Genomic DNA, 19,546 nt, shown 5'->3' with positions numbered 1-19,546 from the left:
TACTTATCAGAGCCGCCAGTGCACTAGACCGAGTGCCCAAGCTACATTCATGGGACAGGAGCGCCGTTTTTAGACCGGCGGCCCGACCGAGCACATCCAGTTGCTCCTAAACGTCATCCGAGAGCTCGGGCCTTTCTTCGTCAAACATTTCTAGACGCGACTCACTTGTCACGGTCACCGAGCTCTCGTCAGCGATCTCGGCCAGGGCGCGGATCCCGCGTGGGGTTGTCGCTCCCGTTTTCTTGTCCGCACCCACTCTGGTTCGGGCAATGGCCATCAGCGTCCCCAAGGAACGCTCCGAACGTATGGAGGTCACGAGCTACCGTATTCTCTAGGAGCGTGGGTCAGTAACACCAAAGTTTAAAACGCCGGTCGATTTCCCGGGCTTGGGGTGTTGGTCTGGGAAAATTGCGTATGAGCGATTCTGATGGCCTCTTCCCCGCGACGGAACTTGAGCACGTTGACGTGGTCGTGGATGACGGTGTTGAGGCGGGGGCCGGTGTGAACAAACGGTTCCGGGCATTTGAGCCGGCGGCGGTGATGTTGGTGCCGCCGTCGTTGGATGAGTGGTTGCCGCAGAATCACCTGTCTCGGTTCATCGCGGATATCGTTGAAACTCAGCTGGATCTGAAGAAGTTCTACGCCTCTTACGCGAAGTCGAAGGGGCAGCCGCCCTATGACCCACGGTTGATGGTCCGGGTGCTCCTTTACGGGTATTGTGTCGGAGTTCGCTCGTCACGGGAGTTGGAGCGGGTGTGCGTGGACGTGGTCGCGTTTCGCTGGTTGGCGGCGCAGCAGGCACCTGATTTTCGTTCCATCGCCCGGTTCCGAAAACGCCACCTCTCCAGTCTGGGGAACGTGTTCTTGCAGGCGTTGGAACTGTGCCGTGCGGCCGGAATGGTCTCGCTCGGGCAGGTCGCGTTGGACGGCACGAAAGTGCGCGCGAATGCCTCTCGGCGCAAGGCGATGAGTTACGCCCGCCTGACGGAGAAGCAGAAAGTCCTCGCCGACGAAGTCTCTGCGCTGCTGGCGGAGGCGGACGCGATCGATGACGCGGAGGACGCTCGTTTCGGAAAGGACAAACGCGGTGATGAGTTGCCGCCGGAGCTTGCCCGGCGGGAGTCACGCTTGGTGAAACTGGCCGAAGCGCGCGCTGGCTTGGAGGCAGCTGCAGCGGCGCGGGCGCGGAAAGACGCGGAGAAGAAGGCCAGGGACAAGGGCGACGATGACGATACTGTGGCGCAGAAGGGTGACGACGCGGCGAAGAACGCCGTTGTTGCTCCGAAGGCTCAACGCAACTTCACCGACCCGGATTCACGGATCATGAAGACCGCCGACGGATCGTTCCACTACGCCTACAACGCACAGGCCATCGTTGATGCCGACCATCAGATCATCGTCGCGACGACGCTGACGAATATTGGCGTGGATGTTGAACAGGTCGTGCCGCTGGTCGAGAAACTCCACGCCACGACCGGCGTCCTGCCCCGGCAGGTCCTGGCGGATGCCGGGTATTGTTCCGCAACAAATCTGGACTACGCGAAGACTGTTGAAGATGGCAGCGACGGCCGGACCGAGTTTTTCATCGCGACCGGCCGGGTCAAGCACGGCGAGCGTGTTCCTGAAGTTCCTCGGGGCCGGATCCCGGCCAATGCGACGCTGCGGGAACGCATGGCGCGGAAGCTCAAGACGAAGAAAGGCCGCGCCGTTTATGCGCGGCGCAAAGCGATCGTGGAGCCCGTGTTCGGTCAGATCCACACTCGGCAAGGCAAATTCGTGTTGCTGCGCGGGTTGGAGCAAGCCGCCCACGAATGGGACCTGATCGCGGCCTGCCACAACCTGATGAAGCTACACACCATGCAAACTAAAGCGCTGCTGGCCGCGCCAAGCGCCCTAACAGCCCGAACGGCCACCTAAACATCAAGGCGGGACTGCCCCGGCGGGCGGCAACGGCCCCGGCCTGCGCCGTCAACGCAGCACTGGCCCTATTTTCAGTCGGCACACGAACAACGCCAACCCGAACGACTCAACCACCGGACAAGAAACCCCCGACCGCACAGACGGTCCTGAACGGCAATTCCTCACACCAAGGTCGAATAGGCGTTACTGACACACGCTCCTAGGAGAAATCGCTAGGACTGGATTTGCCAGTGGCATCGAAATCACGTGGAGGTACTTTCGCGCAGGAGGTTTGCCCAGGTGTGTGTTCGTCTACGCGGATCCGACTTGGACACCGTCCCGCGTTATGAATTCCAATTCGAGGGTCTGCACGTCGAGGATGCCTTGGCTGGTCCCGGAGGCTGAGCCGCCTTCGTCCAGGATCACGACGCGTGTCTGGAATTCCGTTTCGCCGGTCGTGTAGGTGACCGATTCATCGATGTGCCGGTGGTAGTGGCCACCGAGGTAGAGCCGGGGCCGCACTTGCAGGAACCCTCGATGAAACATGGCCCGTCCTTCAGCGGAGTACTTGAGGCCGTCTGGTGGCCACCCGTGGTCCGTTGCTGCCAGCCACGCGTCCAGAGTCGGGAGGTGCAAAGGTGCATCGTGTCCGATGAGCACGTCGGCCTCTTCGTGCCCGAGCACCGTCAGGTCCGCCTCGGTGATTGATTCTTCTGCCCAGACGGAACGTCCGGGGACTCGATGGCCGATATCCACCGAGTTTGCTCCGCCGAGAGCTGCGAGGGTGGCGCCGCTGGCAAGTGCGGTTCTGGATCCGCGCGGGATGTGCACGATGTTCGGTCGAAGCCAGCGCAGCCCGTCATCGGTGACCGGGAACTTGTAGAGGAGGTCGAAGGCCTCGTGATTGCCGTCAACGAAGGCGAGCGTCTGGCCAGTCGTCTTCAGCCGCCTGCTGAGCTTGTCGATGTCGATGCTCCAGTTGTGCCCCGGCCACACAAACCCGAAATCACCCAAGACCACGAGGTATTCGATGCCACGGGCCGCCATAGTGCGTGCCACGGTCAGAATGTGGTGCATGTCGCCGTGGGTGTCGCCGAGGAATCCGATGCGACTTGCCGCGGACAGCGTGTCCCGCGGCGTCTCCCCGGTCACAGGGCACTCACCGACTTGTTCCGCCCTCGGTGATCACCCAGCGCGGAACAATTCGGTTTGGATCGGTTCAGAGCCAGCTGACACATGTCATCAGACTATGTTGAGCTCTCCTGCTGGCAGCGTCCGCGGTGACTGATGTCGATGAGTCGGGGTTCTGGTGGATCCCATTCTCAGCATGGGTGGTTGGATCCACCCGTTGTGCTCCGAAGTGCCAGAAGTATGGCGATTTGGTCGGCTCTGCCCTTGGGCTGCGCGCCTATTTGGAGTTGCCGGAGTTGGCGGTTGAACCATCGGGCCAGCGCGAACTCGGCCGGGTCTGCGCCGTTGAGGTAGGGCGGGGTCCCCGTCAGCTCCAGGTGATGACGGTACGCAGCGAAGTTCTTCTGCCAGATGTGTTCCTGCGGATCCCATTCAAAGGCCGGCGAGAGGTCGAGGCGGATGATCTGGTACCGGCAGAGCTTCTCCTCGAACTTACGTTGATAGCCGGCCCAGCCGCCTTTTCGGCGTTCCTCGGCGGGGAGAGTTGCGAGATCACGGGTGTTCTCCCGTGGAGTCCGTCCGTTTTCGCGCCAGAATTCTTCATAGCCGGAAAGGGCGGAGATCCAGTTGGCAGGACGCCTGGCGTTCGCTGGCTGCGGGGAGTCGCGGTAGGCGCGATTCTTGTCGGCTGCTGCGTATCGCGCAGAGCGTGGATCCGGATCGGGTTCTTTGAGCCAGAGAACTTCGGCTCTGGAAGCGAGGTGGTCGTGCGGATTCGTGCCGGGCATAAGTGGCCAATCGTGGCCACCCGAGTGGCGGCCTCGATGAGGTCATGCGCGGCAGAGGCGCATGTGCTTCTTCGCTTACTCGCGGTACTTCTTCTGTGGCTCGGTGAATCGAATCGCCACCGTCTCCTGCGGTTGTCGGTCAAGCGGCCGTTTACAAAGGGCGAGCGACGACAGTCTCACCTGCCAGCCCATCGACCTCACCTGGCGGAGTAGAACCCGGCAAGCTCGGCGGCGTCGGTCTCTCGGCCCGGATCAGCCCACCGGAGGTCCAATATCTCGAGATGGCGAACAATGCGATGCGGGCCCTGCACTTCTTCGTCAGTGCGCTTCCGGGCTTTCTTGGGTCGGCCTCGTCACCATTGGGTCTCGAACTCGTTCGTGGCGGCGGCAATCACAGAATCAGGATCGTGAAAGTGGTCGACGGGACGGTCTTCTTCCTCAAAGGATGTCGTCGGCCCACAGAGCCACAACAACAGGTCGTGTTCAGTCCAGCCGTTCGCCACTGCCAACCCGATGAGTCGCGCCATCAGCGGGAGGATAGTTCCGTGAACCCGGTCGAATTGGAATCCGGGATAAAGAACAGCGTTCCGTCTTATGAGGCCAGCGATGAGATGCGCGGCGTGTTTCCTCGACGCCAGCATGCGGTTTGACGGTTTGGCTCCCAGGACTTCTGCGACCTGGCTGCTGGTCAACAACCCGAACTCCACCTCAATGCGCACCCAGGCATCCTGGGTTGCCTGCACACTCGACGCCAATTCATCCGAGATGACGTCGGCGCTCGGAGACGTCGCTGGTTTGCGTCGCCGACTACTTCCGTTGGGAACAGCGGCTTGGTCCGGCTCCGCAGCTGACTCTGACGTCGTCATGATCCGCCTTTCTCCGGGCGGTCTGCCTCTTCAACATGGACCGTAACCGCCGAACACTCGATGATCTCCCGTCACGGCGGAACGACGCCAAGTTTGTCGTTGAGTCGGTGGTTTGAAAATAGGAACTTTCGTACATTGGGATTTCACCAGGCCGGAGAGGTCCAACAGAGGGACACCCGACCGCTAAGAATCGGGGTGCGAAATGGTTGACACGGCTCACGACCCAATAGGCGAGGACCCGGAAGCGGGACCGGACTACCTGTGGGGTATCGAAGGCGGATGCTGGCTAATCACGACAGAAGATTCCATCTATCGAATCGATCTGGATGCCATGACCGTCGACCGTTTCCGGTTTCGATTCCCGGACCCTCTCATCATTTCGAGGGAAAACGGGCCCCGCCACCCGCTCAAGGAACTCGTGCAGTGCCGGGTCGGAAAGACCGGCTACTGGCTCCTCGAAGCCGAAGGCGCCGACCGCGAGACCATCGAGCACTACTGGCAACGCTCCAGCCGCGTCGTCAGCATTCAACCGGTCCCCGCAGTTCACACGGAGAGCCCAGAATGATGACCGACACGCTGACTGGCGCCGAGGGTGGCCGCTGGATTGTCACAACCATCGCGTCCAGCCACAGATTTGATCTGGATGCGATGACTGTCACCCGTATCCCTGGCACGGATGCTGCGGCAACTCTGAACGATCAAACGCGTCCCCTGATTGAGATCGTGCACTGCACCGTCGGAGCCCGAGGCTACTGGCTCATGAGTCCGGAGGCCGATGAGTCGGAATACGTCAAGCATTACTGGCACCTCTCCAGCACCATCCAGGCAATCGACCCCATCGTCGACGATGGTCCCGACCGGGATATCAACGCGCGACCGGACCCCGAGAGGTGAAGCGATGCGCTACGTGCCAGAGGGACAGCCCTCGCTGGAGGCCCTCACCGACGACTCCGTCGGCTGCTACGTCGTCAGCACAGAATCTGACACTCGGTACTGGATCCACTGCGACCGACGCTTGGTCCGCCGCGTGCCCAGCCCGGAAAACGAGTCCGCGCTCCGGCTTCGGGGCGACGGCGAAGACCTCATCCTCGAAGAGATCGTCGAGTGCCGCCGAGGCCGGCCGCTGCTGCTCCTGATCAATCTGCACCTGCCCGGCATCTTAATTACCACGCGCGAATCCACCCCGATCATCCGCATCGACCCGGTACCGGAAATCCGCGGTTGGTCATGACCACCACCGCAGCTCACCCCTACGATTACCGCCCCATCAACGCGCTGCCCTATTGGAACACGATTGGAGACTTCATCACCTCTGCAGTCGCCGACACCGCTACAGCCACGAACCGCGACGAACGCTCCCTCTACCCGGCAACGGTCGCCTTCGTCCTCTGGTGCTGGCAAAGCAGAGGCACGCCTCTGGAACGTAAGCGCATCTTTCGCCGCAGCACGGTTGAAGAATTCATCCACCTTGCGATGAAGAAATATGCCCAGGGCAGCAGAGCCACGCACCGGGCGACACTCTGGCTCATGGTCGACACTCTGAACCCAGCCGATAGGACCGAGCACCGGCCGATCGCCCGTTCAGCGCCGACGAAACCGTATTCGTCGTCGGAGGTTGCCACGCTCTACAGCTGGGCCACCTCCCAAGGAACCGAACACCGGCGCCGCGACGCGGTTGCCCTCCTCGCCCTCGGACTCGGGGCCGGCCTGGCAGCGAGAGAGATCCTCGGAGTTCGCGTCCGAGACCTCGACACCACAACCGATGACATCCACGTGATCGTCCGGGAAAGCCGGCCACGCGTCGTACCCCTCAGCCCACAATGGGACCGGCCCCTCCGGCGGATCCTCGGAGACCTCAAACCCAACGACTGGCTCTTTCGTCCCGGCCGGATCAGCGCAACCTCTGGGCAAGTCACGGATTTTCTCCTGCGCGCCCGCACCGACCTGGACGTTCGACCCAGTCGAATGCGCGCGACATGGCTCGTGGAGCACCTCCGCGACGGCACACCACCCCGGGAACTCCTGCGAATCTCCGGCCTCAAGAATCTGGCAGCCCTCGACAAACTGGCCGTCTTCGTGCCCGGAACGGCGGTTCGCCCAAAGATTTCTCAAAGAAATATTAACAAGGTCTGATCAGGGCTTTGGTGCGCCGTGATCATCGAGGATAGGGCAATTGGGCGGATTTTGAGCCAGGCTCCAAAATTCCGCCGCACACACACTCTGCATGACCCGAAAAGACCGACTCAACGACATCTCCCGCGCCGACTCCCGCACGTACGCCCACCTGCGCACTGCGGACCCCGAACTTCCCGACCACGTCTGGGAAGTGATCATCCGATTCCGGCCGCAGCTCTCTGCCCAGCAGTGGGATGCCGTGCGCGAGTTCACGATCATCACTGCCATCAACATGAAGCCGCGCACGTTCGAGACCGTGCGGCGGATGATGACGATGACTGGCCGCTTCAACGCCTGGGTGTGGGCGACCGCCGGAACAACACTCACCGTCGAGCGCGTGTACACGCAGAACAACGTGTATCGCTACCTGCAGGAACGCCTTCCCAAACACTCCGAAACTCACCGCTGGGGCGTTGCACGCCAACTCGGCACCATCGCCGAAGCCCTCGCTGAAAACACCATCACACGCTTCCCCACGCCCCATGCCAATCGTCGGCGCCCCTTCAGCATCGCCGAAGTCGCGTCCATGCACAGCTGGGCCGCCAGCCTCACGACAGACCTGAAACGGCAAAACGCCCAGGCCCTCCTCGGACTCGCCGGCGGCGCCGGCCTCCGCGCCAACGAAATCATCGACCTCCGCCTCGGCGACATCGACATCGTCGACGGGCGCCTCTTCGTCACCGTGCCCGGCAAGAACCCCCGCCGAGTTCCCGTGCGCCACCCGTGGAACCGCACCCTGCTCCGCAGCCTCGCCGGCCGCAGCGACCCAATGGAGTACGTCTTTCGGGGCTACCGCTTCGAGGAATACCGTCCGCGTGCCATCCAAACGTTCCTCACCGACCACCCCGGCCGCGTCCGCGCTACCCTCACTCGCCTGCGTGCAACATGGATCGTCGCACAGATCGATAACGGACTCCCCCTCCCCATACTCATGGCCCTGGCCGGGTTCTCCACGACCGGCTGCCTCGACAAGCACCTCGTTCACGCCCGACCACTGGATATCGCCAACTACGTCGGCCTCGTCATCGGCGAAGAGGTGTCCGCATGAGCGCCGGCGACATCGACTACGGCTTCACCGGCTATAGCCCCGACCTCGGCGGGATGACAGAAGCAGAGATCATGGGCCGTGGGCGCATCCACGACGTCATCGACCACCAGACCGTGGCGCTGATGGAGGGCCGCGTGCGCAGAACCGGTGTTCTGGAACGACTACAGGCATGGCATGACGAAGATGCTCCCGCGTTCAGCATCGGTGGCCGCCCGTCACTCATCTCCGAACGCGCGGTTATGACCGCTCTGTTGCTGCTCGCGAAGGAAGGATCAGCTCTGTTCCTGACAAACGTGCGCGACGTCTTCATGTTTCGCCTCAGTGACGCTTCCCGCGAACTCCTCGGGCTGGAAAGATCCATCGAAGCCTTCGTCGGCCACGTCGGTGAAAAGAGCCGTTGGTACGCCAACACCAGCCGCGCGTTCCACCGAATGAACGACCTCATGGACCCGTTCCCCCAGGAACGACGCACCTCAAAAACCTATACAGAAATCCAGGCAATCCTCCGTGCCCACGACGTTGAATTGGAGGAGAAGCGCAAAGCCCGCCTTGATGAGTTCACCAAACTCTTCCTCGTGATGACCTATAACGAACAGCCCCGCAACATTCGACGGGCCTCCAAGCAGATGGACATTTCCTTCGACCAGACCTATATCGGAACCCCGACGGTGAAGGGGTACTCCAAGAAGAACCTCGCGAAACGTGTCGCAGACGAAGCCACCGTTGAAGATATGAAGACCTTGAAGCCGGGGCCCGTCGATGCCTACGCGGGTTGGCACGTCAGCACCGGCCCTCGCACAGACGTCGGCAAGGGCGAGACAGACCTTACCGCCCCTGGCAGGAAAGCCGATTCAGCAGAATATCGGTGGGGTTGGGAAATCAACATCGCCGTACGAGTCGATTCCGAAGCCCCCGGACAAAAGAGGTTCCCTGGCCTCGCCGTCGCCGCGACGATGAGCCTGCCCAATATCCGCGTCGCCGAGGAAGCCGTCTCACTCATGCGCGCGGCCAAAGCCGTCGGCCTAGACCCCGGAGTCGCTGACGCCGACAAGCAATACTGGGCCAACGCCCTTGTAGAACGCCTGCACGACCCCGCCCATAAGGAGGGATTCCTGCCCTCCACTGATTACCGCACGGACCGTATGGGCCATCAAGGCGGCGATCACGGCGCTCTCTACATCGAGGGCGGCACCTACTGCCCCGCCACTCCTGAGCCTATAAAAAACGCCACCATCGATCTCGTGAGCGGAAGCATCGACGACGAAACCTACGAAGCACGAATTGAGGAGCGCCGGGCATTTCGACTGCACCAGAAGGAAAAGCCCGACAGCAAGGGTCGCGTCGTGCTGCGCTGCCCCGCCCTCGGCCCAAGCCCCACAGTCACCTGCCCGCTTCGCGAGATGCTCAAGACCAGGAAGGTGCTGCCGTCCGTCGACGGTGAGGACCTCCCGGACTTCGCCGACAAGATCTGCGCCCAACACTCCGTGTCCTTCGACACGGCACGCAATCGCCGCACCGCCCAAGCGTTTGAATACGGCACCAAGGAATGGCGTGGATTCCACGTCCACGCCAGAAACAGCATCGAATCCCTCAACAACCAGGTGAAAAGCGGCGGCACCGAAGACATCGAATCAGCCAGCCGCCGCCGCGTCCGCGGCTTCGGCGCCGCCCAAATCATCGTCACCATGCTGCTCACCAACTTCAACCTACGCAAAATCGCCGCCTTCATCAGCGACAAGATCAAAGACGACGCCAAGAAGCTGATCGGCGGCGAACCTCGTGTCGCGCCCAATCGACGCCGCGACCGCGAATTCCACAATCCGTACACAAATACCTACCCGCCCGGATCCACCCCACCGACCAAAGTCACCGCCCCACCATTCTCCGACGAAACCGGCGGACCACCGCGAAGAACCTAAACGGCCACATAGGCCGCCGACTACCGCCCGAGAGGGCAAACCTCCCCGCATTCCGAACAATCCGACGCGCCCCAAAACGCGAAAAACCAGCGGCGACGCAGTCCCGGGCGACAAATCGCCGACATAACCCCACGCACTCACCGCTTAAACAAGAAATCGCTCCTGAGAATCCTCAGGAGCGATTTCTTTTTGTTCCGACCGGACCGTTTCGTGAACAGTTTCGCGAACGGCCCTTTTGTCGGGCTGACAGGATTTGAACCTGCGACCCCCTGACCCCCAGTCAGGTGCGCTACCAAGCTGCGCTACAGCCCGATGCCCCTGCGTAACAGCTTCAGAATCAAAGCCCCGCGGGAGACAACTTGATTAGCTTACCGCCTCTCAGACCTTCCCGTGTGCACATACAGCCGCAACGGCGAGCCCCCACGATTCTCAGGGCCGGAGTACCGTGTCCCGCATGGAGAATACGGAGCAGATCACGGTCACCTCTGTAGCAGATGTCCCCTGGCCCGACGTGCGTACGGTGTTCGGCACCCGGGGCTACCCGTCTCGCTGCTGGTGCCAGTACTTCAAGCCGCCGACCTCAGGATGGAAGCAGGGCACGCCCGAGGAGTGCAGTGCACTGCTCAGGCAGCAGGTCGTCGCCAACGCCCATGCCCCCGGGCTCATCGCCTACGTCGGCGACGAACCGGCAGGCTGGTGTGCCATCGAACCGCGGCCGAACTACAGCCGACTCCGACGCACCAAAGTGGTGACGCAGGGCAGTCGGGAAGACCCTGACGACGCATCCGTCTGGGCCGTCACGTGTTTTGTGGTGCGCATCGGGTTTCGGCGCCGCAGAGTGGCGAACGCCCTACTCGCCGGGGCCGTGGACCACGCCCGACTGCACGGCGCACGGATTGTGGAAGCGTACCCGGTCGACGTGTCCGCACGCCCCGACGCTGCCGCCGCCGATCTGTATCACGGCGCGCTCAGCCAGTTCGTGAAGGCCAGCTTCGATGTCGTGTCGCACCCCACAGACCACCGGGCGGTCGTGCAGCTCACGCTGTAGGCCCTACTCGGTCGCCACGGCGGTGCCACCCTCAGCGCCGCCGTCCACCGTGCTGGACTCAACCGCGGCAATCTCCGCGGCCGTGAGCGCGCGCCACGGCGACGAGTCGGGGCTGAGGGCTGCGGCCTCTGGACTATCGCCCTGAGAGTAGTATTTGGCCTCGAATGGCACCGTGCCAAGCAGCACGCGATCACCGTCCCGGTACACCGTGGCGCCGTCCCATGCGGGGTAGGTGCCCACGGGCAGGCTGGGCTGCACGTACGGTGCATCACCAGGCAGCACGGGGCCGATCAGCGTCCACGGGGTTTCGGTGCTCTGCAGCACCGGGTCGTCGGGCAGGTCGCCCTGCGTCCAGTACTTGGCCTGGTACACGTTTCCGTGCCAGACGATCTTGGTGTCCTTCACATAGGTGCCCTCGGTGGCCCAAATCGGGTACGGGCTCGTGGCCGGGTCGTCGACGGCCACCTCGGCGATGGGCTCCGGCGTCGTCGTCTTGAGGCCTCCGGCCTGCGGGCGGCCGGTCAACCCGTCGCCGAGAATAGTGGCAAACGACGCACCGTTCTGTTCGATCCCACTGCAGGAGTCTGACACCCGGGTGAGGTCGGCGTAATTGGCGCTGCACGTGCGGTCGCGGTTGAGCGACCACATCGAGAGCCGGGCGAGCTTCTTCTGTGTGGCGAAGGCCTGCAGGTCAGCGGCATCCTCCAGGGTGAACACCTCGGCGCGCACATCATTTTGGCCGATCATGGGCGTGGCGCCCATCTTCGTCCACACCGTCGCATCGGTGAGGGGCATGTCTGCGCGCTGGTACAGGGTCAGCAGCTGCTGGTGGGTGGCGGTGAGGGCGCTGATAGACGTCTCTGCCATGGTTTCGCTGTCATCGCGATCGCCGTAATCCATTGTCATCACGTTCACGCCGGCGAGGTCGACGCCCGCCTCGAGCATCTGCGCCACGGCCGTGGTGCCGTCTTCGGTGAGCCCGCTGGGAGCCACAGGCAGGGTGAGCCAGACCGCAAGGGGCTTCTCGTCGTCGCGGCGGTTCGCCTGCAACGTGGCGATGGCCGCGGCCCGGCGCTCCCCTGCCGCGGCATCCGTGAGGTTAGCGGCCTCCACGTCGAGGTCGATCGTCGACACGTCGTAGTAGTCGAGCACGTCCGTGTACGCAGAAACGAGCTTCTTAGGCTCGGTGCAGCTTGTCGAGAGTTCATCGTTGATGGCCCCGCCGAAAGACACGACCACCTCGCCTCCGAGCTGCTTCACCCGCGCTACGCGGCGGTCGAGGTCGAGGGCCTCTGCGGCCTCCTGGAGCGAGTAGAACGTGCCCCAGCTGGGCGTGCACGGCGTATCGGTGCCGGCCACGATGAACGAGAGCACCACGTCCCGCCCAGCAGTGTTGGCGGGCGATTCAAACGCGAGCGAGGGAGTGGCTGTCACATCCGCGTACCCGGCAAACCACGGGTCAACGGATGCCGCGGCGCGCGCCGCTCCCCACGAGCTGACGGTCATAAATCCCCCCACGCCCAGGGCACCCACCACAACGACGGCGATGATCAACCGAGGAATAGACAGATGGCGGCGGGAGGCATCGCGGTTTGCGGACGGCGAAGTGGGCGCCATGTGGTTCCTTGCTCGTTCAGGGGGAACCGCTCGATCACGCTGCGCCCGATGATCAAGGGTAAATCAGGGACCGGAGGTTTGGTAGCCCTGCCAGCAATGCCCATGAGGTCGTAATCTTTGCCGTTAACCGAAAAAGCCCCGCGTGCCTGGGTAGGTAGGCACGCGGGGGACTCGACAGGCTCGACCAGCGAGGCCGCTCTAGCGCTTGCGCTTTTCGCGCACTCGCATGGAGAGGTTGATCGGGCTTCCTTCGAAGCCGTAGATTTCGCGCAGGCGACGCTGGATGTAGCGACGGTAGCCCGGGTCGAGGAAGCCCGTGGTGAACACCACGAACGTCGGCGGCCGGCTCGAGGCCTGCGTGCCGAAGAGGATGCGAGGCTGCTTGCCGCTTCGAACGGGGTGCGGGTGCGCCGCGGCGAGCTCGGCCAGGAAGGCGTTGAACTTGCCGGTGGCGATGCGGGTGTCCCACGACTCGAGCGCAAGCTCAAGGGCCGGAACCAGCTTCTCCATGTGGCGACCGGTGAGCGCCGAGATGTTCACGCGCGGGGCCCACGACACGTGAGCCAAGTCCTGCTCGATCTCACGCTCGAGGTACCGGCGACGGTCGTCGTCGATCTGGTCCCACTTGTTGAAGGCAAGAACCAGCGCGCGACCGGACTCGATCACGAGGTCGATCACGCGGATGTCCTGCTCGCTGATGACCTCGGTCACATCGAGGAGAACAACGGCAACCTCGGCCTTCTCGAGGGCGGCGCTCGTGCGCAGCGAGGCGTAGAAATCTGCGCCCTGCTGCAGGTGCACGCGACGACGGATGCCGGCGGTGTCGACGAAACGCCATACCTTGCCACCGAGCTCGACCTGCTCGTCGACCGGGTCACGGGTGGTTCCGGCGAGGTCGTTCACAACCACGCGCTCTTCGCCCACGACCTTGTTGAGGAGGCTGGACTTGCCGACGTTCGGGCGACCGAGGATGGCAACGCGGCGGGGTCCGCCCACCTCGCGCTTGGCGACGGCAGAAATTTCGGGCAGAACCGTGAGGATCTCGTCGAGCAGGTCGGCAACGCCGCGGCCGTGCAGCGCGGAAACCGGCCACGGCTGGCCGAGTCCGAGCGACCACAGGCTGGCCGATTCGGGCTCTTGGCGAACGTCGTCCACCTTGTTGGCCACCAGGAAGACGGGCTTGCCGCTCTTGCGCAGCATGCGCACAACGGCCTCGTCGGTCGAGGTGGGACCCACGTTGGAGTCCACGACGAACATGACGAGGTCGGAGAGATCAATGGCGATCTCGGCCTGCGCGGCGACGGACGCATCAATACCCTTGGCGTCGGGCTCCCAGCCTCCGGTGTCGACGAGGCTGAACTTACGTTCGTGCCATTCGCCCTTGTACGCCACACGGTCGCGCGTGACACCGGGGGTGTCTTCCACGACAGCCTCGCGGCGGCCGAGGATCCGGTTCACGAGAGCAGACTTGCCCACGTTCGGGCGACCCACGATGGCGATCACCGGAACGGCCGGGAGATACTGGATCTCGTCGGGGTTGTCGGTGACCGTCGACAGTACGTCGAAGTCTTCCTCGTCGAGATCGTAGTCGTTCAGGCCGGTGCGCAGCGCTTCCGCGCGCTTGGCGGCCAGTTCCTCATCGAGGTTGGCGAGTCGCTCCGCCAGCTCGTTATCGAGCGCGGAGCCCGTGTCGTCGTATTCCTCAGTCATGCGATGCCCTAGCCGTACGTGTATTGATGACGTCGATGACCGCGGTGATGGTCTGTTCTAAGTCAAGATGGGTGGAGTCAACGGTGGTGACACCGTCTGCGGCGCTCATAAAATCGACGACCTGTGAGTCTGCACGATCTCTCGATCGCAGCTGATCTGCCACGGTTTCGGCCGATTGGGTTGTTATTTCCGCAGAGCGCCTAGTCATTCTAGCCTCTTCGGATGCGGTGAGCAGTATGCGCACCTCGGCATCGGGCGCGACGACCGTGGTGATGTCGCGTCCTTCCACGACAACGCCGGGCCGATCCACGTTAGCCGCGAGGCTCTGGAACAGTTCGGTGAGGTGCGTACGCACCTCGGGAACCCGGGCGACGGCGCTCACCGCGGCCGATACCTCGGGCGAGCGGATGGCCTCGGTCACGTCGGTCTCCCCGACGAGCACGAAGTATTCATCGGGGTCTGTACCGATCGAGTAGTCGAAGTCCTTGAGAACGGCCGCCACGGCATCCGCATTCTCAGTGTCGACCTGGCGGTCGAGCACGGTCCAGGCAAGCGCGCGGTACGCGGCTCCTGTGTCGAGGTAGGCGAAGCCGAGGCGGCGGGCCGCGGCGCGGCTGACACTCGACTTTCCGCTGCCGGCCGGTCCGTCGATGGCGACGACGGTGGGGAGGGTGTGACGGGCCATTCGTTTAACCAGCAATCCGCCAGCCGCGGGCGGCCAGCTCATCGGTGAGGCGGGAGACGGCCTCGGGGAGAACGGAAATTTCAGCAAGTCCAAGTTGTGCGCCCGGCGAGTGCTCGAGGCGGAGATCTTCAAGGTTCACACCGAGGTCGCCGATGTCGTTGAGCAGCTGCGCTATCTGGCCGGGACGGTCGTCGACCATCACAATCATCGACGAGAACCGGCGGTCCTGGCCATGTTTGCCCGGCAGGCGCGCCACGCCGGCATTACCGCCGGCGAGCTCTTCGGCCACCCGCCGCTGGGCCCCCGGCGCGACGGGGTCGGCGAGGGCCTCGATGAAGCGGTCGAGGTCTTCGCGGTAGGCGAGCAGTACCTCGCGCACCGGGGCTGCGTTCGCGCCGAGAATCTGCACCCAGAGATCCGGGTCGCTCGCCGCAACGCGGGTCACGTCGCGCAGGCCCTGGCCGGCGAGGTTAAGCGACGAGTTCGCGGCATCCGTCAGGCGACGAGCCATGAGCGTAGAAATAACCTGAGGCACGTGGGAGACGAGCGCCACCCCGCGGTCGTGCTCTTCGGGTGTCATCTCCACGAGAATGGCGCCAAGGTCCAGAATCAGGTCATCGATCGCGCCGGCCTGCTGGTAGCTGATCGCATCGTGGGCGGCCACGACCCAGGGGCGGCCGATGAACAGGTCGGCGCGTCCCGAGAGAGGCCCGCCCTTTTCGCGGCCGGCGAGCGGATGCGACCCGATGTAGCGACTCGTATCCGCTCCCCGGGCTCGCAGCTCGGCCAGGGGCGCGAGCTTGACGCTCGCCACATCGGTGACGATCGCGCGCGGGAAGGCCTCGAGCTCGCGTGCGACGATCTCCGCCGTAACGTCGGGGGGAACGCACACCACGATGAGCTGCGGTTCGTCGTTTGCGGCGGCGGCACGGCCGGCTCCGTAGTCGATCGCGATGCTGAGGTTGGTCGGTGACGCGTCGGCGAGGATCACCTCGATGCCGCGGTTGCGCAGGCCGAGGCCCACGCTCGTGCCGAGCAGGCCCACGCCCACGATGCGCACGGGGCCCACAAGGCGGCTCTCCTGCGGAGCGCCGGGTTCAACCGTGGTGGGAGTACCCATTAGCGCCGGTCGCGGTCGTCGCGGTCGTCATGACGCTCGTCCCGCTCGTCGGCGGGCGCGTCGGCCTGCGGGCGCTTGCTCGGTGCCTGGCGCGAGACGGTGAGCAGCTGGCCGAGCTCCTCGCGGGTGAGTTCGCGCAGGGCGCCCTGGCGGAGCGTGCCGAGGTGCAGCGGGCCGAACTGGCGACGCACCAGGTCCACGACGGGGTGGCCGACGGCCTCGAGCATCCGTCGCACGATGCGGTTGCGCCCGGAGTGCAGCGTGACCTCCACCATACTGAAGCCGTCACCGGGAGGGCTCGTGAGGATACGCGCCTTGTCGGCCTTGATCGCACCGTCTTCGAGCTCGATACCGGACTGCAGCTGGCCGATGGTCTGCGGGGAGACGCGGCCCTCCACCTTGGCGATGTAGGTCTTCATCACGCCGAACGACGGGTGCGCGAGCACGTGCGCCATGTCTCCGTCGTTGGTGAGGATGAGCAGCCCGCTGGTCTGGGCGTCCAGGCGGCCCACGTTGAAGAGGCGTTCCTCGAACTGGTCGGTGAACTCGCGCAGGTCGGGGCGGCCGTTCTCGTCCATCATGGACGAGACCACGCCTACGGGCTTGTTCAGCATGATGTAACGGCGCGTGGTGTCGAGCTGCACGGCCACGTTGTCCACGGCCACCTGGTCGGTGTCGGGGTGCACACGCCGGCCGAGCTCGGTGACGACCTTGCCGTTCACTCGCACGCGGCCGGAGGTGATCAGGTCTTCGGAGACGCGGCGGCTCGCCACGCCCGCGGCCGCGAGAACCTTCTGCAGGCGCACGCCGTCGGCCGCAGCCTCGGGGTTCGTGCCCGCGTCGGGATTGTTCGTGAACTCAAAGTGGTTGTCGGTCATCGCAGATCCTCGAATCCGTCGGAGCCGTCGTCGAGCAACGGCGATATGTGGGGTAACTCGTCGAGCGAGTTGATTCCGAGCTGCGTCAGCAGCAAGTCTGTGGTGGCGTAATTGATGGCGCCGGTTTCGGAGTCGGTGAAGGCCTCGGTGATGAGGCCGCGACCGAGCAGGGTACGCACGACGGAGTCGACGTTGACCGCACGAATGCTCGCGACCGCGCCGCGGCCGATGGGCTGCTTGTACGCGATCACGGCGAGAGTTTCGAGAGCGGCCTGCGACAGGCGGCTCGGGTTCTGCGTGAGCACGAACTCACTCACGAGAGTGTCGTGGGAGGCGCGCACGTATATGCGCCAGCCGCCAGCCACCTCGCGCAGTTCGAAGCCGCGGCGTATCGTGCCGGCGAGGCCGTCGAAGTCGGCCACGAGACGGGCAACGGATGCGCTCACGTTCGGGATCGGCTGGCTCACCGCCGTGGCGAGGTGCACGATGCTCTGCGGTTCGTCGGCGACCATGAAGATAGCCTCGAGTTCCCGGTCGAGGGCGAACGCGACGGCGTCGGGAGGGGTGAGTTCGTGGGCTGCGAGCCTCTCATCGGCGGGCACCGCTGCATCCGCCGTGCGAGTGTCGGTCTGCGTCTCAATTGTCATAGTCGGCTCCCAGATTGGCGAGGTTCTCTTCGGTCCACGTTTCGGCGCTCCAGCGCAGTGTGAGCTCGCCGAGCGGTTCAAGCTGGTCGAACGAGAGGGCCCCATAGCGGTAGAGCTCGAGCACGGCGAGGAAGCGGGCGATCACGACGCCCTTCTCGTTGGCGCCCACGATGAGCTGGCGAAAGGAGAGCGGCTCCCCCGGCTTCAGCATCGCCACGATGTAGGCGGCCTGTTCACGGATGCTCACGAGCGGCGCGTGCAGGTGGTCCAGGCCCACTGTGGGGATCTCCCGAGGCACGAGGGCCAAGGCAGCGAGGGCGCCGAAGTCCTGCAGGGACAGCGTCCACACGAGCTCGGGAGTCTGCTGGCGGTACTTCTCTTCGAGCCGCACCGACCGCACGTGTCGGGCGGACTCGGTCTCCAAATGGTCTCCGAACCAACGCGACGCCTCTTTGAAGGCGCGGTACTGCAGGAGACGCGCGAACAACAGGTCACGGGCCTCAAGCAGGGCCACGTCTTCGGCATCGACGAGTTCGCCCTGCGGCAGCAGCCCGGCCACCTTGAGGTCGAGCAGCGTTGCGGCCACGACGAGAAACTCGGTAGCCTGGTCGAGCTCGTCGGGGCCGTCGAGGCCCCGCAGGTACCCGATGAATTCGTCGGTGACCTGGCTCAGCGAGATCTCGGTGATGTCGAGTTCGTGGCGCGAGATCAGGTTGAGCAGCAGATCAAACGGGCCCTCGTAGTTGCCGAGGGCGACCGAAAATGCGGGCTTCTCGGCCGCGCTAGGCGACTGCGCCACGCTGGATCAGTTCCCGGGCCACCGAGAGGTAAGCCTTGGCGGCCGCGTGCTCTGGGGCGAACTCGGTGATGGGGATTCCGGCGACACTCGCGTCGGGGAATTTGACGGTGCGGCCCACGACTGTGTCAAGCACGCGGTCACCGAAAGCGTCGACGACCCGCTCGAGTACCTCGCGGGAATGCAGCGTGCGTGAGTCGTACATGGTGGCGAGGATGCCGTCGAGTTCGATGGCCGGGTTGAGCCGATCGCGCACCTTGTCGATGGTTTCGATCAGCAGGGCGACGCCGCGGAGAGCAAAGAACTCGCACTCAAGCGGGATAAGCACGCCGTGGCTCGCGGTGAGTGCGTTCACGGTGAGGATGCCGAGGGAGGGCTGGCAGTCGATGAGGATGACGTCGTAGTCGGGCGCGATCTTACGCAGCACCCGGCTGAGGATCTGCTCCCGGGCGACCTCGTTCACGAGGTGAACCTCCGCGGCGGAAAGGTCGATATTCGCCGGGATCACGTCGAGGCCCGGCACGGATGTCTGCTGGATCGCGTCTCTGGGGTCGACCTTGCCGCTGAGCAGCAGGTCATAGATGGTGGTGACGTCGTGTGTGGGTACGCCGAGGCCGGCCGACAAGGCGCCCTGCGGGTCGAAGTCGATGGCAAGAACGCGGCGGCCGTAGCTTGCGAGGGCTGCACCCAGGTTGATGGTCGTCGTGGTCTTGCCAACGCCGCCCTTCTGGTTGCAGAGGGAGATGATGCGCGCCGGACCGTGGCTCTTCAGTGGCTCGGGGTCGGCAAAATCCTGCTTCTCACGTCCGGTGGGACCAACTGGATTCTCTTCAAAACCGGGTAGAGGTGTCCGGTCACCCTGCCTACGCGCCACTGATGTCCTCGATTTCGTCCTTTGTCACCTTGTCGAGTGTAGCGATTGGATCGTCCCGCTGTTGCTCGCCGTGCCGATTGCGCACCATCCGCTGCCGAATACTACTCCGAGGTCTTCTCGGCTTTTTCGGGTGCACGCATGTTGGAGAACGCACGGGTCAGGCACAGCACGCCCGCAAATGCGGCAGCACTGGCGGTGACAACCGTGTACAGATCGAAGGCGCCGAGGAACAGCACAACGCTCGAGAGGGCAAGCGCGACAGCTCCGATCAGCCACATGAGGGCGAAGGTCTTACGGTTGTCGCGGGTCGGTTTCTCGGAAGCCATGACTCTAACGGTATCGGGT

General features: G+C 63.9%; 20 protein-coding genes and 1 tRNA gene. 8 read left to right on the top strand and 13 right to left on the bottom strand.

What is annotated here, in order from left to right; genetic code table 11:
• Positions 1-501 precede the first annotated feature (501 nt).
• Positions 502-1,917: an IS1182 family transposase gene (locus BJ997_RS04870; protein ID WP_152602377.1), complete on the top strand. Its 1,416-nt coding sequence runs from the start codon at positions 502-504 to the stop codon at positions 1,915-1,917.
• Positions 1,918-2,211: 294 nt separating this feature from the next.
• On the opposite strand, the gene BJ997_RS04865 is transcribed toward BJ997_RS04870, so the two are convergent.
• The 3 genes from BJ997_RS04865 to BJ997_RS04855 all read right to left on the bottom strand — a co-directional run bounded on the left by BJ997_RS04865 (position 2,212) and on the right by BJ997_RS04855 (position 4,684).
• Positions 2,212-3,051, bottom strand: coding sequence for a metallophosphoesterase family protein (locus BJ997_RS04865; RefSeq protein WP_052542491.1), 840 nt, complete (start codon positions 3,049-3,051; stop codon positions 2,212-2,214).
• Between the two features lie 170 nt (positions 3,052-3,221).
• Entirely contained in the window at positions 3,222-3,818 is a 597-nt protein-coding gene (locus tag BJ997_RS04860) for a hypothetical protein (RefSeq protein WP_035838115.1), read from the bottom strand.
• A gap of 353 nt (positions 3,819-4,171) precedes the next feature.
• The gene (locus BJ997_RS04855; RefSeq protein ID WP_152602285.1) at positions 4,172-4,684 is read right to left on the bottom strand and encodes a hypothetical protein; all 513 of its coding nucleotides are present in this window, start codon (positions 4,682-4,684) and stop codon (positions 4,172-4,174) included.
• A 202-nt stretch (positions 4,685-4,886) separates the two neighbouring features.
• On the opposite strand from BJ997_RS04855, the gene BJ997_RS04850 reads away from it, so the two are divergent.
• The 6 genes from BJ997_RS04850 to BJ997_RS04825 all read left to right on the top strand — a co-directional run bounded on the left by BJ997_RS04850 (position 4,887) and on the right by BJ997_RS04825 (position 9,826).
• Complete coding sequence (locus BJ997_RS04850; protein WP_035838117.1) at positions 4,887-5,249, top strand: hypothetical protein; 363 nt, start codon at positions 4,887-4,889, stop codon at positions 5,247-5,249.
• Complete coding sequence (locus tag BJ997_RS04845) at positions 5,246-5,578, top strand: hypothetical protein (protein ID WP_152602286.1); 333 nt, start codon at positions 5,246-5,248, stop codon at positions 5,576-5,578. The genes BJ997_RS04850 and BJ997_RS04845 overlap by 4 nt, the downstream gene beginning before the upstream one ends.
• A 4-nt stretch (positions 5,579-5,582) precedes the next feature.
• Positions 5,583-5,915, top strand: a complete 333-nt coding sequence (locus tag BJ997_RS04840) for a hypothetical protein (RefSeq protein WP_035838121.1) — start codon at positions 5,583-5,585, stop codon at positions 5,913-5,915.
• Positions 5,912-6,817 carry a site-specific integrase gene (locus BJ997_RS04835; protein WP_035838123.1) on the top strand — a complete coding sequence of 302 codons (906 nt, stop codon included), beginning with the start codon at positions 5,912-5,914 and terminating at the stop codon, positions 6,815-6,817. Before BJ997_RS04840 ends, BJ997_RS04835 begins: the two co-directional genes overlap by 4 nt.
• Positions 6,818-6,908: 91 nt before the next feature.
• Positions 6,909-7,907, top strand: coding sequence for a tyrosine-type recombinase/integrase (locus BJ997_RS04830; RefSeq protein ID WP_035838125.1), 999 nt, complete (start codon positions 6,909-6,911; stop codon positions 7,905-7,907).
• Positions 7,904-9,826: a hypothetical protein gene (locus tag BJ997_RS04825; protein WP_035838127.1), complete on the top strand. Its 1,923-nt coding sequence runs from the start codon at positions 7,904-7,906 to the stop codon at positions 9,824-9,826. The genes BJ997_RS04830 and BJ997_RS04825 overlap by 4 nt, the downstream gene beginning before the upstream one ends.
• 238 nt (positions 9,827-10,064) lie before the next feature.
• Here BJ997_RS04825 and BJ997_RS04820 read toward each other — a convergent pair.
• Positions 10,065-10,138: transfer RNA gene (locus BJ997_RS04820), tRNA-Pro, on the bottom strand.
• A gap of 142 nt (positions 10,139-10,280) precedes the next feature.
• On the opposite strand from BJ997_RS04820, the gene BJ997_RS04815 reads away from it, so the two are divergent.
• Positions 10,281-10,874 (top strand): GNAT family N-acetyltransferase, encoded by a 594-nt coding sequence (locus BJ997_RS04815; protein ID WP_035838128.1) that lies wholly within the window; start codon positions 10,281-10,283, stop codon positions 10,872-10,874.
• A gap of 3 nt (positions 10,875-10,877) precedes the next feature.
• On the opposite strand, the gene BJ997_RS04810 is transcribed toward BJ997_RS04815, so the two are convergent.
• The 9 genes from BJ997_RS04810 to BJ997_RS04770 form a co-directional block, all read right to left on the bottom strand.
• The gene (locus BJ997_RS04810) at positions 10,878-12,491 is read right to left on the bottom strand and encodes a chitinase (protein WP_052542493.1); all 1,614 of its coding nucleotides are present in this window, start codon (positions 12,489-12,491) and stop codon (positions 10,878-10,880) included.
• A gap of 198 nt (positions 12,492-12,689) precedes the next feature.
• Positions 12,690-14,201: a ribosome biogenesis GTPase Der gene (der, locus tag BJ997_RS04805; RefSeq protein ID WP_035838129.1), complete on the bottom strand. Its 1,512-nt coding sequence runs from the start codon at positions 14,199-14,201 to the stop codon at positions 12,690-12,692.
• A complete protein-coding gene (gene cmk / locus BJ997_RS04800; RefSeq protein ID WP_035838130.1) occupies positions 14,194-14,886 on the bottom strand; it encodes a (d)CMP kinase in 693 nt (230 codons plus the stop codon). Before cmk ends, der begins: the two co-directional genes overlap by 8 nt.
• A 4-nt stretch (positions 14,887-14,890) precedes the next feature.
• Complete coding sequence (locus BJ997_RS04795) at positions 14,891-16,006, bottom strand: prephenate dehydrogenase (RefSeq protein ID WP_052542494.1); 1,116 nt, start codon at positions 16,004-16,006, stop codon at positions 14,891-14,893.
• Positions 16,006-16,884 (bottom strand): pseudouridine synthase, encoded by an 879-nt coding sequence (locus BJ997_RS04790; protein WP_052542496.1) that lies wholly within the window; start codon positions 16,882-16,884, stop codon positions 16,006-16,008. The genes BJ997_RS04795 and BJ997_RS04790 overlap by 1 nt, the downstream gene beginning before the upstream one ends.
• Entirely contained in the window at positions 16,881-17,531 is a 651-nt protein-coding gene (gene scpB, locus BJ997_RS04785; RefSeq protein WP_035838131.1) for an SMC-Scp complex subunit ScpB, read from the bottom strand. The genes BJ997_RS04790 and scpB overlap by 4 nt, the downstream gene beginning before the upstream one ends.
• Complete coding sequence (locus BJ997_RS04780; RefSeq protein WP_035838135.1) at positions 17,521-18,330, bottom strand: segregation and condensation protein A; 810 nt, start codon at positions 18,328-18,330, stop codon at positions 17,521-17,523. Before BJ997_RS04780 ends, scpB begins: the two co-directional genes overlap by 11 nt.
• Positions 18,314-19,201, bottom strand: a complete 888-nt coding sequence (locus BJ997_RS04775; protein WP_035838140.1) for a ParA family protein — start codon at positions 19,199-19,201, stop codon at positions 18,314-18,316. The genes BJ997_RS04780 and BJ997_RS04775 overlap by 17 nt, the downstream gene beginning before the upstream one ends.
• Before the next feature lie 101 nt (positions 19,202-19,302).
• Positions 19,303-19,527 carry a hypothetical protein gene (locus tag BJ997_RS04770; protein WP_035838142.1) on the bottom strand — a complete coding sequence of 75 codons (225 nt, stop codon included), beginning with the start codon at positions 19,525-19,527 and terminating at the stop codon, positions 19,303-19,305.
• Between the last annotated feature and the right edge of the window lie 19 nt (positions 19,528-19,546).

Origin of the sequence: Cryobacterium roopkundense (assembly GCF_014200405.1) — a bacterium.
Lineage (GTDB): Bacteria > Actinomycetota > Actinomycetes > Actinomycetales > Microbacteriaceae > Cryobacterium > Cryobacterium roopkundense.
Note: the sequence above shows the minus strand (reverse complement) of the source record. Positions and strands in the feature narration are given on the sequence as shown.

Coding starts and splice junctions, on each gene's coding strand:
- BJ997_RS04860 (WP_035838115.1), bottom strand. CDS start 3,818: ATGCCCGGCACGAATCCGCACGACCACCTCGCTTCCAGAGCCGAAGTT.
- BJ997_RS04855 (WP_152602285.1), bottom strand. CDS start 4,684: ATGACGACGTCAGAGTCAGCTGCGGAGCCGGACCAAGCCGCTGTTCCC.
- BJ997_RS04850 (WP_035838117.1), top strand. CDS start 4,887: ATGGTTGACACGGCTCACGACCCAATAGGCGAGGACCCGGAAGCGGGA.
- BJ997_RS04845 (WP_152602286.1), top strand. CDS start 5,246: ATGATGACCGACACGCTGACTGGCGCCGAGGGTGGCCGCTGGATTGTC.
- BJ997_RS04840 (WP_035838121.1), top strand. CDS start 5,583: ATGCGCTACGTGCCAGAGGGACAGCCCTCGCTGGAGGCCCTCACCGAC.
- BJ997_RS04835 (WP_035838123.1), top strand. CDS start 5,912: ATGACCACCACCGCAGCTCACCCCTACGATTACCGCCCCATCAACGCG.
- BJ997_RS04830 (WP_035838125.1), top strand. CDS start 6,909: ATGACCCGAAAAGACCGACTCAACGACATCTCCCGCGCCGACTCCCGC.
- BJ997_RS04825 (WP_035838127.1), top strand. CDS start 7,904: ATGAGCGCCGGCGACATCGACTACGGCTTCACCGGCTATAGCCCCGAC.
- BJ997_RS04815 (WP_035838128.1), top strand. CDS start 10,281: ATGGAGAATACGGAGCAGATCACGGTCACCTCTGTAGCAGATGTCCCC.
- BJ997_RS04810 (WP_052542493.1), bottom strand. CDS start 12,491: ATGGCGCCCACTTCGCCGTCCGCAAACCGCGATGCCTCCCGCCGCCAT.
- der (WP_035838129.1), bottom strand. CDS start 14,201: ATGACTGAGGAATACGACGACACGGGCTCCGCGCTCGATAACGAGCTG.
- cmk (WP_035838130.1), bottom strand. CDS start 14,886: ATGGCCCGTCACACCCTCCCCACCGTCGTCGCCATCGACGGACCGGCC.
- BJ997_RS04795 (WP_052542494.1), bottom strand. CDS start 16,006: ATGGGTACTCCCACCACGGTTGAACCCGGCGCTCCGCAGGAGAGCCGC.
- BJ997_RS04790 (WP_052542496.1), bottom strand. CDS start 16,884: ATGACCGACAACCACTTTGAGTTCACGAACAATCCCGACGCGGGCACG.
- scpB (WP_035838131.1), bottom strand. CDS start 17,531: ATGACAATTGAGACGCAGACCGACACTCGCACGGCGGATGCAGCGGTG.
- BJ997_RS04770 (WP_035838142.1), bottom strand. CDS start 19,527: ATGGCTTCCGAGAAACCGACCCGCGACAACCGTAAGACCTTCGCCCTC.